Annotated in this window: 19 protein-coding genes and 1 pseudogene; 13 read left to right on the forward strand and 7 right to left on the reverse strand. The window is 37.9% G+C overall.

All coding sequences use genetic code 11. The annotated features are described in order from the left end of the window. Positions 1-310 precede the first annotated feature (310 nt). Together FCJ93_RS19595 and FCJ93_RS19600 are read right to left on the reverse strand one after the other, a co-directional pair. On the reverse strand, positions 311-1087 hold the full coding sequence (locus tag FCJ93_RS19595; protein ID WP_095310604.1) for a YibE/F family protein: 777 nt from the start codon (positions 1085-1087) through the stop codon (positions 311-313). Further along, positions 1084-2199 (reverse strand): YibE/F family protein, encoded by a 1116-nt coding sequence (locus FCJ93_RS19600; RefSeq protein ID WP_095310876.1) that lies wholly within the window; start codon positions 2197-2199, stop codon positions 1084-1086. Before FCJ93_RS19600 ends, FCJ93_RS19595 begins: the two co-directional genes overlap by 4 nt. Before the next feature lie 133 nt (positions 2200-2332). On the opposite strand from FCJ93_RS19600, the pseudogene FCJ93_RS25530 reads away from it, so the two are divergent. The 3 genes and pseudogenes from FCJ93_RS25530 to FCJ93_RS19615 all read left to right on the forward strand — a co-directional run. Next, positions 2333-2458, forward strand: a pseudogene (locus FCJ93_RS25530) (MarR family winged helix-turn-helix transcriptional regulator); the annotation flags it as partial. 156 nt (positions 2459-2614) lie between these two features. Then, positions 2615-2722 carry a GNAT family N-acetyltransferase gene (locus FCJ93_RS25960; RefSeq protein ID WP_095310874.1) on the forward strand — a complete coding sequence of 36 codons (108 nt, stop codon included), beginning with the start codon at positions 2615-2617 and terminating at the stop codon, positions 2720-2722. Continuing rightward, positions 2719-3006: a hypothetical protein gene (locus FCJ93_RS19615; protein ID WP_137744469.1), complete on the forward strand. Its 288-nt coding sequence runs from the start codon at positions 2719-2721 to the stop codon at positions 3004-3006. The genes FCJ93_RS25960 and FCJ93_RS19615 overlap by 4 nt, the downstream gene beginning before the upstream one ends. Positions 3007-3105: 99 nt before the next feature. Here the strand turns inward: FCJ93_RS19615 and FCJ93_RS25540 are convergent, their stop codons facing one another. Together FCJ93_RS25540 and FCJ93_RS19625 are read right to left on the reverse strand one after the other, a co-directional pair. Further along, positions 3106-3468: a hypothetical protein gene (locus FCJ93_RS25540; RefSeq protein ID WP_235879546.1), complete on the reverse strand. Its 363-nt coding sequence runs from the start codon at positions 3466-3468 to the stop codon at positions 3106-3108. A 448-nt stretch (positions 3469-3916) separates the two neighbouring features. Further along, entirely contained in the window at positions 3917-4282 is a 366-nt protein-coding gene (locus FCJ93_RS19625) for a winged helix-turn-helix transcriptional regulator (RefSeq protein WP_137744470.1), read from the reverse strand. Positions 4283-4405: 123 nt separating this feature from the next. Here FCJ93_RS19625 and FCJ93_RS19630 point away from each other — a divergent pair, with 123 nt between their 5' ends. From FCJ93_RS19630 to FCJ93_RS19655, 6 genes are all read left to right on the forward strand, one after another. Beyond that, positions 4406-5464, forward strand: a complete 1059-nt coding sequence (locus tag FCJ93_RS19630) for an LLM class flavin-dependent oxidoreductase (RefSeq protein ID WP_137744477.1) — start codon at positions 4406-4408, stop codon at positions 5462-5464. A 12-nt stretch (positions 5465-5476) separates the two neighbouring features. Next, positions 5477-6043, forward strand: coding sequence for an NADPH-dependent FMN reductase (locus tag FCJ93_RS19635; RefSeq protein ID WP_095310599.1), 567 nt, complete (start codon positions 5477-5479; stop codon positions 6041-6043). A gap of 124 nt (positions 6044-6167) precedes the next feature. Then, entirely contained in the window at positions 6168-6473 is a 306-nt protein-coding gene (locus FCJ93_RS19640) for a hypothetical protein (RefSeq protein WP_095310597.1), read from the forward strand. A 15-nt stretch (positions 6474-6488) separates the two neighbouring features. Next, entirely contained in the window at positions 6489-6734 is a 246-nt protein-coding gene (locus tag FCJ93_RS19645) for a DUF1450 domain-containing protein (protein ID WP_095310595.1), read from the forward strand. A gap of 781 nt (positions 6735-7515) precedes the next feature. Beyond that, the gene (locus FCJ93_RS19650) at positions 7516-8511 is read left to right on the forward strand and encodes an NAD(P)/FAD-dependent oxidoreductase (RefSeq protein ID WP_095310593.1); all 996 of its coding nucleotides are present in this window, start codon (positions 7516-7518) and stop codon (positions 8509-8511) included. Between the two features lie 132 nt (positions 8512-8643). After that, a complete protein-coding gene (locus tag FCJ93_RS19655) occupies positions 8644-9255 on the forward strand; it encodes a superoxide dismutase (protein ID WP_095310591.1) in 612 nt (203 codons plus the stop codon). Positions 9256-9692: 437 nt separating this feature from the next. Here the strand turns inward: FCJ93_RS19655 and FCJ93_RS19660 are convergent, their stop codons facing one another. The 3 genes from FCJ93_RS19660 to FCJ93_RS19670 all read right to left on the reverse strand — a co-directional run bounded on the left by FCJ93_RS19660 (position 9693) and on the right by FCJ93_RS19670 (position 12020). Then, positions 9693-10322, reverse strand: a complete 630-nt coding sequence (locus FCJ93_RS19660; RefSeq protein ID WP_095310589.1) for a helix-turn-helix transcriptional regulator — start codon at positions 10320-10322, stop codon at positions 9693-9695. A gap of 305 nt (positions 10323-10627) precedes the next feature. Beyond that, positions 10628-10954 carry a hypothetical protein gene (locus FCJ93_RS19665; RefSeq protein ID WP_095310587.1) on the reverse strand — a complete coding sequence of 109 codons (327 nt, stop codon included), beginning with the start codon at positions 10952-10954 and terminating at the stop codon, positions 10628-10630. 679 nt (positions 10955-11633) lie between these two features. Continuing rightward, positions 11634-12020 (reverse strand): hypothetical protein, encoded by a 387-nt coding sequence (locus FCJ93_RS19670; RefSeq protein ID WP_137744471.1) that lies wholly within the window; start codon positions 12018-12020, stop codon positions 11634-11636. Positions 12021-12420: 400 nt separating this feature from the next. Between FCJ93_RS19670 and FCJ93_RS19675 the strand changes: the two genes are divergently transcribed. From FCJ93_RS19675 to trhO, 4 genes are all read left to right on the forward strand, one after another. Continuing rightward, on the forward strand, positions 12421-13263 hold the full coding sequence (locus FCJ93_RS19675; RefSeq protein WP_095314888.1) for a 2OG-Fe(II) oxygenase: 843 nt from the start codon (positions 12421-12423) through the stop codon (positions 13261-13263). Between the two features lie 29 nt (positions 13264-13292). Next, a complete protein-coding gene (locus FCJ93_RS19680; RefSeq protein ID WP_095314887.1) occupies positions 13293-13556 on the forward strand; it encodes a DUF1450 domain-containing protein in 264 nt (87 codons plus the stop codon). A gap of 134 nt (positions 13557-13690) precedes the next feature. After that, positions 13691-14176, forward strand: a complete 486-nt coding sequence (locus FCJ93_RS19685) for a flavin reductase family protein (RefSeq protein ID WP_095314886.1) — start codon at positions 13691-13693, stop codon at positions 14174-14176. 314 nt (positions 14177-14490) lie between these two features. Beyond that, on the forward strand, positions 14491-15462 hold the full coding sequence (trhO, locus tag FCJ93_RS19690; RefSeq protein ID WP_095314885.1) for an oxygen-dependent tRNA uridine(34) hydroxylase TrhO: 972 nt from the start codon (positions 14491-14493) through the stop codon (positions 15460-15462). Positions 15463-15553: the final 91 nt, after the last annotated feature.

Genomic DNA, 15553 nt, shown 5'->3' on the forward strand with positions numbered 1-15553 from the left:
TGTCCGCATAAAGGGCCCATAAGGGGAACTGCGAGTGAGATGTAGGTGGAAATGTTCGTATAAACGATACATGAGGACAAACATGAGTATGGAAAAAGTAGAAAAGTGTTCTCATAGAGGGTTCATGAGGACAAACTCTGGTTAGTCTCAACTGCAAACTGTCCTCTTGAATCAGATGCTTTCAGACAAAACGTAGAAAAGCAAGTGAATGTGTGAACTGCCCCGTAAATGTTAGACACAATCTGACGTTTATGGGGCAGTTCAATGTGCTTCACTTGCTTTTTTGGGGGCATTTTCCGACAGTTTTATGCTATGGCTGTGGGACTTTTTTATCACGGATTTTAACAAAGTAAAATGCTGATATCCATGCTGTAATCGGGATGATTAATGTAACCCCTGTGCCAGCACAAAGAATGGTAATCATTTCAGCACTGAAGATTTTTGAATTGACGATTTCTTCAATCGAATAGGAGAGATCTTTAAACCAAATAAGCAAGGCTAAATAACTGCCAAAGAAAGCAAAGAAAAGTGTATTAGCGCTAGTTCCTAAAATATCCCGTCCAATACTGATGCCAAATTTAAATAAATCCTTGCGGCTAATGTTGGGATGATGGCAAAACGCCTCATACATTGGAGAAGAAATGGCAATGGCAGCATCTGTAATAGCGCCAATCGTGCTCATAATAATGACGGCAGTAGCCAGTTTAACAAAATCAATTCCAATGTAGAGTGAAAAGATACCAAGCTCCTCTATTTCCTCTTCGCCGAATCCTTGAATCATTGCTTGTTCAGTAATGACGACTATAAAAACAAGCAAAATCACAATCGTAATGAGTGTAGAAACAAAGGCAGTTTTTGTTTTGATGTTGATCTCGTTTATATAGAATAAATTAATACAACTGATGATTGTACAGGCAATGACCGTTATAACGATTGGATTTAGACTTGGGTCATTCATAAATAAAACGGCCAGAAGAACGACGACAAAGTTGAGAAATAGGGCGAAAAAAGAGCGCGCTCCCTTTTTACCGCCTATGACAATCATCAATAAAAATAATATGATTCCAAGTAAAACCAATACATTCATTGTCTTGCCCTCTTTCGATTAACAAACAGTAGCGTAATATAGAGCCCGATTGGGATTGTGATGACAATACCGATACCACCAGCCAGAGCACGAGCCAATTCTAATGAAAGATTCATTGAAAGGGTAAAACCTAAAGGAGACGCATTTTTAAAATAAAGGATAAGCATCGGAATTGAACCGCTGATATAGGCAAAGAACAAAATATTAGTCATGGTTCCCATAATATCTTTACCGATTTCCATCCCCGACTTTTTCAGAGCCTTATTCGAGATATTTATATCTTTTTCATACAATCCAAAGATTGATGAAGACATCGTGATTGCAACATCCATGACAGCCCCTAAGGAACCGATAAATAAACCTGCTAAAAAGACGAGCTTATAGGGTCTGGTAATAAATTGAATTTCCTCATAGCGCAGTCCTTGCTCGGACGTCATCCACATTACAGCATATGTAATCAGCAATGACAGAAAGGTCCCCAGAAGCGTCGCAATGATTGCCGCATAGGTCTTTTCATTGAAACCATTTACGAGCAATAATGAAATGGCGGTGAATAAAATGATGCTGATACTACAGATCACTAGCAGATGGATACCAGATGTCTGGAGATAAAAATCTAGCGCATAGGAAAGCAATACAGCGTTTACGACTAAACTAATGATGGCGAAGAAGCCTTGTTTTTTTCCAACAAGCAAAAGGGTAAAAATAAATGCCCAAGCAACAATGAGCAAGTATTTATCTCGCTTTACATCTTGGATTGTTCCTGTTAATTCGGATTGACCCTTTGCCGGTTGCTCAATCATGACAAACAATTCATTGCCGACTTTATACTCTTGATCGAAAGCACCTGATGAGGAAAACTCATTCACAAGATGGATTTCCTCATTTTTATGTTCACCATTCATTACCTTTGCGACCAGCTCCTGCGTTGTCAGAAGATCTTTATTATCATACATATCTACATTCTCAATAGAATCTTGTATCCTTACATCGGTTACTTTAGCAATGGGACGCTCATACAGACCATAATTGAACCGGACAAAAAGGAAGGAAGAAATAAAAAGAATTGCTAAAAGAATATATGAAAGAACGTTTCGGCTTTTTTTAGTCATTTTAGTTGTTAATAGTTGCAAGAGAGGAACCTCCCGTTGGACTTCATGAATGGTCTAAGAATATCAAGAATGCTTAAAGAGCGTCAAGAATCATAGAAAGTTGCGATTTGCAAATTGTTGATTATGATGAACAAATATATTTTTGAACGAAGTGTTCTCCCATATGAATGATTTCGAGAAAGAAACGGTGATTCGCTCAATTAAACTGTTGAATGATGCTATGTCTAAATCCAGTATTCGTGGCAATATGCAGGGGTAAAATCCCTGATTAATAATACTTGCATTTTGCAAATAAGAATGAGAGGTTTATGCGAGGGCAATTGTGGAAGGACTTTCTTTCTATTAAAAAGATGGAAGCATCGTCTGGTGGGAATCTCTCTTTATAATAATCGTTGTGCTTACGCTGGGGTAGGAGATTTATCAGTATACATTACCCGCGAATAGGGGAAGAGGGAGCGGGAGTCTGCTGTTAAAAGCCATTGAAGAAACAGCAAGAAAGAATGGTTTTCACAAAATTATATGATTGTGCATAATGCATTGTACTATCGAGAATTTTGTCTTTTCTTTTCTGACGATTATCATCCCGAGTCTAATGGTAATATGCGAAGCAATTGGTTACGGATGTTATTTCCGTTTATTTTGACAGTGATTATTCTTATTTCTATCGCTATACCTGGTTATCAAATTGTTCAAGGAGAAAAGGATCAGCAAGACAAATTGCAAGAGTTTGAGAGCTGTTTAGATACTGGAAATTCAGCAACGATGGAGATCGCACAAAATGGGGAAACGAGCGTGACTTGCCAATAGCGAACTTCAGATTCAAAAAAAATTTTTTGTGAAAATGAATAATGTGATGCCCCAAATGTTGAATTTGGGGCATCACATGTGTTTGGCTAAATTTATTTTTTAGCTAAAACGATTACCGCCGCTTTGATTTTGTGCGGATTGCTGATTTTGTTGTCTTACTTCTTCAGCATCTGTTCCAGAAAACTCAGAGCTTAAGACCGATTGATTTCCACTTAATTGCCCGCTTGCATTTCCGGTTGCTGATTGAAAGCTTTGTTGCGTTTGGTTTTGTTGTTGGTATTGCTGGATCAACTGTTGAATTTGTTCTAATTGTTGAGCCGCATTTTGTTCTAAATCACTCATTTGTTGTTGCTGCTGTGTTCCCAGATCTTGATTTTGCAGGACCTGAGCATTTTGCGCTTCTTGTTGTTCTAGTTGTTTTGCAATTGTTGCGATTTGAGCCAAAATAGTGTTTTGAGGCATGTGAGAACCTCTCCTTTCATTGAGCTAACTTTAATTTGTCAATAAAATACCTATATTATGCTCATTATTTTTTTTTTTGAGGCTTGGTAGTTAAAAAAACTAGAGTTAGAGCGATAGATCAAGTAAAAGATGTTAGATAGTCATTTTCCTTCAGACTGAATGAAAACGTTTGTCTTTCAAGGAACGGAGTTACCATAATAGGAAATGGGCACCGGACAAGGCGAAGCAACAAATTAAGCGAGCATTTGCGGGCAGTCTGAGAAGCTGGGACATAACTAGCTTCAAATTCACCTTTCTCTATTTTTATGTAACAAATTCTTCTATTCCCTAGTTGTTGGCCGTGAATTTTCTTAAATTCACGGCCATTAAAGCAAAACCCGTTTCGTTCTCAACCTTTGATTTTCCACGAACAGAAAATCGAGTGGAACGAACTAGAGTATTTTCATACTTAAAGTTTTCGTTCGTTTCCCACATTCTCTTTTTTCATTTTTTCCCGTTTGTGAATGATATGATTAGTTCCCCATTCATGCATTGCGTTTAAAATCGGCTCTAAACTTCTCCCATATTCCGTGATGGAGTATTCAACCTTTGGAGGTACCTGGGGATATACTTTTCGTTCAATAATATCTTCTTCTTCTAAGTCCCGTAATTGGTTTGTCAGCATTTTTTGTGTGATTCCGGGAACACTTCTTTTTAGTTCACTGAATCTTTGAGTACCATTTTTTAATAAGTGCAATAATATGAGGGGCTTCCATTTTCCAACTAAGATCCCTAGAGCATCGTCGACACGGCAAGACTCAGGTTCAATTTTCATCTAAAACCCTCCCTGTAGTATCCTTTTATATACTATACCACTAAAAAGTGCGTACTTCATTAATCGAGTATTATGGGTGATAATAGCATGGCTAGAGTAAAAAGAGTAGGAAGGTTTGATGACATGGAAAAATATCGGATTGATCAAAGCAAAGGCTTAGAATTTGGGATTTATACGTTAGCGGACCATCTCACCAATCCACATACAGGCGAAAGAATATCAGCCCAACAAAGGGTCCAAGAAATTATTGAATTAGCCAAACTCGCAGATGAAGCGGGTATTGACTTTTTTAGTGTGGGAGAAAGTCACCAGGAATATTTTGTCGCTCAAGCCCATTCGGTTATATTATCCGCCATTGCCCAAGCGACCAAAAAAATCAAAATTGGAAGTTCATCTACGATTATTAGTACATCGGACCCGGTTAGAGTGTACGAAGATTTTGCTACGATTGATTTGATTTCAGACGGGCGTGCAGAAATAATAGCAGGACGAGCATCACGTATTGGTTTATATGAATTACTGGGGTATAACGTTCGTGATTATGAGGGGCTTTTTGAAGAGAAATTTGATTTATTATTAAAAATAAATGAAGAAGAAATTGTAAACTGGAGTGGTCAATATCGACCTGCACTGAGAAACGCGAAAGTACTGCCACGCCCGAAAAATGGTTCTTTACCAATTTGGAGAGCAGTCGGAGGAACACCGGCAAGTGCGATGAAAGCCGGGTATGCAGGGGTACCGATGGCATTAGCTGCATTGGGTGGACCAGCTAGTATTTTTAAACGTACGATCGATGCATATCGTGAGGTAGCGGAAAGTAACGGCTTTGATCCAGCAAAATTGCCAGTTGCGACAACGGGATTTTTCTTTGCGGCTGAGACGACACAGGAAGCAATGAGAGAAATGTATCCATATATTAATGAGGGAATGAAATTAACAAACGGAAATGGCTTTCCGAAGCAAGCATTTGCTCAAGCTTCTGATAAGCGCAATGTCATTAATGTAGGGAGTCCACAGGAAATTATCGAAAAAATTCTATATCAGCATGAGCTTTTTGACCATCAACGTTATATGGCTCAGATGGACTTCGGTGGCGTTCCGTTTGATAAATTGGCAAAAAATATTGAGATTATTGCTACAGATATTTTACCAGCGATCCGTAAATATACAGCGAAAAAGTAGGAGGGACAACTAATGAAAATAGTAGGCATTTCTGGTTCTATTGTCGGCTCGAAAACGAGAACGGCAATGAACTACATTTCTGAAGAAATTTCTGCAAAATATCCAGAAGTTGAATTTTCAATTATCGATTTAGCGGAGTATAATTTGCAATTTAGTGATGGTCGAAATTATTTGGAGTATGATGGTGACACAGGGTTTGTCACGAAGGAAGTAATGGAAGCAGATGCGATTGTGATTGGAACACCAGTTTTCCAAGCCTCGATTCCAGGTACGCTAAAGAATGTGTTCGACTTATTACCTGTGCAAGCATTTCGTGATAAAGTTGTAGGGATGATTGTCACGGCAGGCTCAGCAAAGCATTATTTAGTAGCCGAGCAGCAGTTGAAGCCAATCTTGTCTTATATGAAGGCACAGATTGTTCAAACGTACGTATTTATTGAGGAAAAAGATTTTCATCGTAAGGAAATCGTCAATGATGATGTCATTTTCCGCCTAGAACGATTACTTGAGGATACAGTTGTGTTAACGGAAACGTATCAAAGTATTCGTCAAGCAAAAGAGGATGAATACGATTTTTAAAAAAGGTGTCAGCAAATTGGTTGAATGATTTCGCAATTCATGGTTTAATTTTTTATAAGCTCTTTTTATACTTTTAGGTTTAAAAATATTTGGAGCATGCTAGTGATGTACAAAGGAGAAGAAGATGACAGCTGTGGAAGGGATTCTTAGCATTAGGAGAATTAAAGGCTCGGATATCTTGCTTTTGAATGACACTCCTCTTGTTAAATCACTATCCCACTTCAATGAAAAAGAGATTACTGTAACAATTGAGTGTGAAAATGACAGAGCTCAAACATTCTCTGGTGTAGCGGAAATATTTTATTTTGAAGGGCAACAGCAATATCATAGAGGAATAAAATACGTGAGTGATTTTTTTATCGATGATGTGGATATAATGGAATGGTTGGAAAGACTAGAAGGTAAATATATTAAGTTGACTGTAAAATGAGGAGGTGGAGCAGCTATGGGCATTGTAGTAGTAGAGATATGTGACGGTAGCCTTATTAATGTGTTACCAATTGAAGAGATTTTGGAAGAAGAATATCCTGAAGTGGCAGTGCTCGAAAGTAGCTGCTTATCCTTCTGCGGAATGTGTGCGAAAAGGCCATATGCCATCGTCAATGGCAAACGCATCTTTGCAAAAACAGCAGAAGAATGTTTAGAACTTATAAAAAAGCAAATTGAAATCGAGTTAGCCATTTTTGCATAAAAGAGCTATCTAGTTTGAAATCAAACTTGAATCCAGAGGAGCGACCATTTTCGAGTTGTGCCGACTGCAGTAAAGAGTTTTTTTCAAATTGGTTAAAGACAGTCTCATACGGTCGGATTGGGGGAGTTTTGTGGTCTGAATTCAGTGCCCGAATCTGCTTGAAGGACTGGAATGGTTGTGGGATAGCCGATTGAAGGAACTTTTGGACCCAAAGAGTTGGTTTCGCCGTGTAGTAGTCCGAATCAAGGTTCTATTCGACACGAAAGGCCAGGAATGATAGCCACAAGGTCCGAATTGTCGTTCTATTCGACACGAAAGGCCAGGAATGATAGCCGCAAGGTCCGAATTGTCGTTCTATTCGACACGAAAGGCCAGGAATGATAGCCGCAAGGTCCGAATTGTCGTTCTATTCGACACGAAAGGCCAGGAATGATAGCCGCAAGGTCTGAATTGTCGTTCTATTCGACACGAAAGGCCAGGCCCCGTTATAGCAAAGTCCGAATGGAAGCTATATAAGACGTGAAAGCCCAAAAACTACAGACGTAAATTCCGAATCGCAGCCCTATCCTTATCCTAAGAGCTAATCCAGGATTCGCCTGAAAAAAAGTCAGAATAGTTTGCCAAAAGGTTCAGTTTTCTTTGAACGCAGGTCTGAGTTGTAATGAACGCTCTTGTCTTTGACCATGACTCTTCCCATTTTCCAGAGAAAATACCGAGAATAAAACCATTTTTTCGAAAAGCATACACAAAACGGCCTAGAAGCACTAGAGGAGGAAAGGAAATGAAAGAGGATCAAAAAGTATATGATGTGACGATCATTGGCGGCGGTCCAGTGGGAATGTTCACTGCATTTTATGGAGGCATGAGGCAGCTATCTGTAAAGGTAATTGAAGGCCTTCCCCAGTTAGGCGGGCAGCTAGCGGCACTTTATCCTGAGAAGTTTATTTATGATGTGGCAGGTTTTCCAAAGGTACGCGCACAAGAGCTTGTCGATCGACTTAAAGAGCAAATGTCAGTTTTTTCACAGACGATTGTTTTAGGACAAACTGTTAATAAAGTGGAAAAACAGGAGGGTGGCATATTTACGTTAACAACGAATGATGAGATTCATTACTCAAAAACAGTCGTTATTACTGCTGGTGTAGGTGCCTTTCAGCCTCGTCGCATTGAATTAGAAAATGGTATTCAATATGAAGGAAAGAATTTACATTATTTTATCGATGATTTAAACAAGTTTGCTAATCAAAAAGTGATTGTATTTGGTGGCGGAGATTCCGCGGTCGATTGGACGCTGATGCTTGAGCCGATTGCTGAGAAGGTTTCCATTGTTCATCGTCGCGATAAATTTCGTGCTCATGAGCATAGTGTTGAAAGTCTTCAAAATTCAAAAGTAGATGTAAAAACTCCTTATGTCCCGGCTGCATTGATAGGCGATGAGGAGAAGATTTATCAGATCGTTCTAGAGAATGTCACAACGAAGGAAAATGAAACATTAAATGTAGATGCGGTTATTGTCAATTATGGTTTCGTTTCTGCACTGGGCCCCATTAAGGAGTGGGGATTAAACATTGAGAAAAATTCTATCGTCGTCAATTCAAAAATGGAGACGAATATTGAAGGGATTTACGCAGTAGGAGATATCTGTACGTATGACGGAAAGGTGAAATTGATTGCGAGTGGGTTCGGAGAAGCTCCTGTAGCAATAAATGCGGTCAAACACTTTGTAGATCCAACAGCGAAAAAGCATGTCCCACACAGTTCCGATATGTTCAAGTAAATTTCATGGCACACAACTGAAAAGACATCATATTTTAATTTTTTATACTTTTTAGTTGAAAAAGATTAAAAAAGAAAATACAATAAAAGAGTAAATCGGTTTCATTAAATTACATATTGGGAGGAATTATGAATGGCAAAGTACGAATTACCAGCATTACCTTATGCAAACAATGCTCTTGAACCACATATTGACGAACAAACAATGATGATTCACCATGACCGTCATCATGCAACGTATGTCAATAATTTAAATGCAGCACTTGAGGGTCATGATGATCTAGCAAGTAAGACTGTTGAACAGTTAATTGCAAACCTGGATGCAGTTCCTGAAAACATTCGTACAGCGGTGAGAAATAATGGTGGCGGACATGCGAATCACAGTCTTTTCTGGACGCTTCTTTCTCCAAATGGTGGTGGAAATCCGACTGGTGAAGTGGCAGAGGCAATTAACAGTGCTTTCGGAAGCTTTGACGCATTTAAAGCTGAATTTGCTAAAGCAGCAACTACTCGTTTCGGTTCAGGCTGGGCATGGTTGATCGTTGATAATGGTCAACTTGCTATTACTAGCACAGCAAACCAAGATAGCCCATTAATGGAAGGTAAAACTCCAATTCTTGGTCTTGATGTTTGGGAGCATGCTTACTACTTAAACTATCAAAACAGACGTCCTGATTACATCGCAGCATTTTTCAATGTCATCAATTGGGATGAAGTAAACAAGTTATTTGCAGCTGCAAAATAAAAATTAAAAAAGCTGAACTGTCCACAATTAAGAAGACAGTGGTATAGGCGGCTTTAGCTCTATATTTTTTAGGGCTAAAGCTGCTTTTTGATCGTCAAGTTCATCGTATGTCTCATAACACTATTTCTCTATATTGCCCTGCTTCTGTCCTCTTTTTTTAAGCTGCACTTACTACCAATGATCATTGGCTCAAAAATACATGACTGTGAAGCCGATATGAGCCCTTTTAAACATAAAAATGCTCCCTTTGCAGTAAAGGGAGCACTTCAGTAAAACAAACAGCACTTTTTTCTGTTCGAAAGTCAAGTGGTGATGGCGAGCAACAGATGATAAGACAAAGGCGGTCGTTACTGTTTTCAAGATAATGGGTCCAATTATTAATTAGATGTCAATATTTACGGCGTAATTAGTTTTCTATTTATATTTGATTTTTTCCCCTATGATTGCAAGGTGATTAAAAATCTACAGTGATCGTTGCCATCCGTTTTGCAGCTTGCTCTTCGAACATCATCTGCGTCAAGAACAGCTTTTAGAATGTTTGTTTCACATTGACAAGCTGTTTTGTATTGATTGGCAACTGCGATGATTGGACAATTATATTCAACTAGTTCAAAGGTATTGTTGTTAATTTGTGAGACATCGGCCATGTATCCTTTTTCATTTTGGATAGCGACAATTTCTGTCATTTTTTCAAGAGCGTTTTTTTGTGTTAATCGCTGTGTATACTCAGTGGTTAAGCGTTCTTCCCTTTTATGAAATAAATCGGCAATTGATTCTTCTCCATACATTTCTTCTATGTCCTGTAAAAATTCAAGCGTAATCCCTTCATAATTTTTGGGGAAAAGTGCTTCTCCTTTTTCTGCCAAAAAATAGATTTGCAGAGGTCGGCCAATTGGTTGTTTCACTTCTCTTGATGAAATGAGCTTCTCTTTTTGAAGGCCATCAAGATGTTTTCTGACGGCCATATGAGAAATATTTAATTCTTCGGTCAAATCATTGACTGTTAAAGAAACCTTCTTTTTTAGTAGTTGAAGAATTCGCTCTTTTGTTGAAATTTTGGTCGTCAAGTTAAAACACCTCAATTCTTTTCAGCATCTGATTACGACTAATTATACTAGAAAGTATAAAAAATGAAAAGAAGCTGTCTGCTGAGCAAATGTATTTCGTCAGTCTGCTAATCTAAGCAAATATTTAAGAACTAAAAACCATCCTTCTGGTAGGATGGTTCAAGGCTTATTTATTCTTGAAATAATCGATAAAAGCTTGAGAAATTTCAATCCCTTGATAAACAAATAAGGTAAGGGACGTAAATGACATAAAGCCAATGATTAAATATCGAATCCACATGGATTTTTCCCCCTTTGTTCATTTTTTAGTAAATGAGAAGGGAGTGAACCACATAATTTGACTGAAAATGAATCGGTGTTAACATCGCCATGACTCTTTTAAAGCGAATGAAAAGAAAAAGCAGTGTTGTACTCATCAAGATAAATATGACAATAATTGGTGCAAAAGACGATGATGCTGGGATGAATTTCAAGCTATCATCAACAGGATGACCCGAATGGGGGTCGGAAGATTCAAATGTACTATTATCTATGGCAATATTAAACTTGTCATGAGTAAGATGATGCTCAGTGTGACTATAGGAGAAAATGGAGAATAATAAAATAAAAGTAATGATTAAAGTTTTCTTCATTAGCTCCAGCCTCCTTTTTAATATAGTTAACATCATACACTACTTAGAAAAATTGTAAAACAAATATCGCTCGCAAGATTTGACATTTTTTGCTGAAAGTTTGATATTTGAAATTTATTAAAGAGGAGGGCTGTTTTATAACATTTTTCTGCAGTATAAAGAAAACTTTGTGATAAATGGTGATTAAAATTATCCTTCATTACAGAAAAGTTAGAAGTGATGAAAAAATGAAGAGATGGGGAAGAAGTGGGATTCAAGCATTTAACGAATTGAGAAGTACCCACACCGTTTTGTTCACAGTACGAAGTCTTTAAAAACAAAAGTAAAACGTGCATATCTATGAAGGAAGCAAACAATAATCTCGATCAAGCGATTGCCGATTATTTAGTCGAAATTCAAGGAACTCTTTATCTTCTGCAGATTCAGAAGAGCATATTAACGAGCCGATGATCATACGGAAATACTGTGGAGCTGCTTGAGCATCGACTTGAAAAAAGGTATCGCTCTCAGCGGATGCAGTAATTGGATTAAATGAGATGTTCCAATTGACACTCGAGACTTGAACTAAGACGAACAAAAGAAAAAGCCGAAAAAACAAGGAAGAACGAATCCAAGGGAGCAGGTATTAAAAAATCAGCATGTGCGTCAGTTAAGACGGAAAGGTGGGGCTGTTCATACACTATCCTTCCGTTAGCGCATAATATTTTTTTTCTACTCCATTATTTTCGACAATTAACATATCCTTTCTTTCATTGGTTGAAAAAATCTTACTTCCAATAGGAAGTTTAGTCGCCATTTTATTTTTAAATGAATCATTTGAATCGAAAGTATAAATGCTTTCAATTTCCCCAATTTCCTCATTTTTCGTTAAATTTAATTTATTTACCCATTCAATATTTGTTTGGTAAACAGTCTTATTTAATAAGAAAATATCCGCATCTTTATTCTCTGTTAATATTTCTTTTGCTGATGGTGCTTCACTTTTATTTATAGTTGTCTGGTTATTAAACCCACATCCTGCTAAAAAAATACTAGACAGAAATATTACGAGCAGCTTGTAATTCATTTTCTTCCTCCTTTAATATTTTTTGTTTTAAACAGGTTCTTATGATAAATATGTTCCCTTCATCGGGAATTCAGATTGGAATTTTGCGATGTTGATTCACGGTGCCCCTCAAGATAAAGCTTCTTAAGGGAATTTTCGTATGTCAGTGGTTGGCTTATCTCTTTCAGTATAACTGAAAGGTTATACCCAATGATCCAAAAGCTGTTTTTTTCCACAATTCTGTTTAATAAAGCCAAAAAATCAAATAAATATTTTCACTATGGTACAAAGGAAGTTTGCTTTAATTCCCACTATATGCGTAAGTTTGTGCTTTTAAATGATCCAATCGTTAACAGCATCAAACGAACTAGAAATATGGTAAGATGAAATTATGAATTTGTCGGGCAGGAAGGGGAATTCGATGGGGACCATAAAACAAATGTCTGGTGAGTTAAGAGATTGGATTATTGAAACGCTTCGTAGTGGGGTTAGTCCGGTTGTAATAGCTGATGGTCTTGTGAAAAAAGGGTTTAACCCGAGGTATGCATATGAAAGTCTGTTTCAAATTGTCGGAAACGAAGCAATTCAAACGACGGGATTTGAAGATGCACAATACCAATACGAAACACCCGAGATTGGTAGAAAAGGCAATACCATTTATACAAATGATAGAGAGATTAAAGTGCTTTCTAAAGTAGAGAAGCCGTTTATTCTTCATTTGGACAATGTGTTGAGCGCCGAAGAATGTGAGCAGTTGATCAGTCTTTCGAGTGCACGGTTAAAGCCATCGAAAGTAGTAGACTCCGTTACCGGTGAAGAACGAGTGGCACCTGGTCGAACGAGCAAAGGAATGTATTACTCACTCATGGAAAATTCTTTTATTGCCAAGCTTGAAAAGAGATTTGAGGAAATCACAACCTACCCAATTGAACATGGTGAGGGACTTCAAGTGTTGAATTATTCAGCAGGAGAAGAGTATAAGGCACATTTCGATTATTTTCCAACGAATAAGGTTGACCACAGTAAAGGTGGACAAAGAATTGCCACATTGCTCCTTTATTTAAATGATGTTGAAGAAGGCGGAGAAACGGTTTTTCCGAAGGCTGGAGTGTCAATTGTTCCGAAGAAAGGCTCGGCTGTGTACTTTCATTATACGAACAGTATGGGGCAAGTTGATCGCATGTCGGTTCACAGTAGCATCCCGGTGATTAGAGGGGAAAAATGGGTTGCAACGAAGTGGATTCGCGAAAGTAAAATTTATTAATACGATGCCAACAGAGGGTGTTTGGAGCTGTGAAGCTTTTTAATAGATGGTTTTTCAAGGAAAATAAGCTCATTATTGAGTTTTGTGAGAGAAATTTAAATCAATTTTTGACGGAAGATGAAATTCCTAAGTACGAGTCCTTTTTCAACGAAAAGAATGTGCAATATAAAGAATATGAGTGCCAAAGTAAATGTAAAGAATGTAAAATGGCTCCATACGCCGTTGTCAATGGTGAATTTATAACTGCAGCAACTTCAAGTGAATTGCTGGAAAAGCTGAAAAGTCAAGCTTGAATTCAGATATTCGACAAACCTGATAAAACGCTTCATAATAAACTTATCAGATTTATACATTCGAAAAAAGGAAAACAACTTATATACTGTGATAAGTGTGTGAAATAGTTAAAAGAGAAAGGTGAGTTGGATATATGGATAATGTTTCAGTTTTTAAAGAAGTAATGGGCAATTACCCAACTGGTGTGACAGTTGTAACGACTATTGATGAAGCAGGGACGCCGCTTGGCTTAACGGTAAATTCCTTTGCCTCTGTTTCCATCGATCCATTAATGATCCTATGGTCAATTGATAAAAAGGTGTCTTCTTATGAACCTTTTATAAAAACAGATAAATTTGCGGTTCATGTTTTAGCAGAGGATCAGGGCGACATTTGTTCACTGTTTGCGATGAAGGGGACTGACCGATTCGCTAATTGCGAGTGGAAAACATCTGAGCTTGGCCTTCCGATTATTTCCGGAGCATTAGGCGTTCTTCAATGTAAAACCCACAAAACAGTTGAAGCCGGGGATCACACAATTTTAATTGGCGAAGTCGTTGATATCGTGAATTTTGGTAAAGAGCCACTTTTATACCACAGACGCAAGTTTGGCAAAATTCCTGCTGATTTTTATAGATAAGTCTTTTTTGCGAGAATTGAAGTTTTTTATACAATATAGGGATGAAGGTCGCTATTCCTATCTTTATGAAAACTGCGTGCGAATACCTTTCCTCATTGGCGGGAAGGTATTCCCTTTTTAGTTTAGAGGAGTATGGAATAGAGAGTTCAACTGAGAAGTTTAACTGTGTTTACTTTTTAAACCGTCTTCCGCTCAGCAAACAAAGATTAAATGTTTTTGTGAGGAGCGCTATGATGAGCATTAGGAGCTTGTATTTTTGATTTTTTGGACATCATGAATCTAACAACTTTGATTTATAGAAAGGTGATAAATAAATGGAAACAAATAAACCGTATCGTGTATTACTGTACTATATGTACGTCCCTATTGAAGATCCAGAGGAATTCGCAGCTGAACACTTAGCCTTTTGTAAGGAATTAGGTTTAAAAGGAAGAATCCTTGTTGCTGCTGAAGGAATCAATGGAACAGTGTCTGGTACAGTTGAGCAAACAGAGCAATATATGAAGAAAATGAATGATGACCCTCGATTTGCGGAGATGGTTTTTAAAATAGATGAAGCAGATGGGCATGCTTTTAAAAAAATGCATGTACGTCCTCGTAAAGAATTGGTCACTCTTCGATTAGAGGATGATATTAATCCGAATGAATTGACTGGCAAGTATTTAAGTCCAAAGGAATTTTATCAAGCAATGCAGGACCCGAATACAGTTGTAATCGATGCTCGAAATGATTATGAGTATGATCTCGGGCATTTTAAAGGAGCTGTACGTCCGGATATTAAGGCATTCCGCGAGCTGCCAAATTGGATACGTGAGAACAAAGAAAACTTCGAAGGGAAAAAGGTTTTGACGTACTGTACAGGGGGAATTCGCTGTGAAAAGTTTTCAGGTTGGCTTGTGAAAGAAGGTTTTGAGGATGTAGGGCAGCTACATGGTGGGATTGTCACATACGGCAAGGACCCGGAAGTAAAAGGACAATTGTGGGATGGTCAATTATATGTATTTGATGAGCGCATTAGTGTTCCTGTTAACCGGGTAGAGCATGTTATCGTCGGCCGTGATCATTTTACAGGTGAGCCTTGTGAGCGCTATGTCAATTGTGCAAATCCTGAATGTAATGATAAAATTTTGTGTTCGGAGGAAAATGAACATAAATATATGCGCAGCTGCTCACATGAATGTCGTGTTCATCCAAGAAATCGTTATGTTGTCGAGCATGGTTTAACGGACGAGCAAGTCGCAGAACGGTTAAGTAAATTAGAGGAAGCTTCTGAGGCTGTAAATTAATAAAGACTCTCTCTGCTTTATTTGAGTCATTTTCGTTTATATGCTGAAATATACTCAGAACATAAAAAATAGGGAAAGCGATGAGGTGAAA

The sequence above is a fragment of the Robertmurraya siralis genome (assembly GCF_005502275.1).
Classification (GTDB): domain Bacteria; phylum Bacillota; class Bacilli; order Bacillales; family Cytobacillaceae; genus Robertmurraya; species Robertmurraya siralis.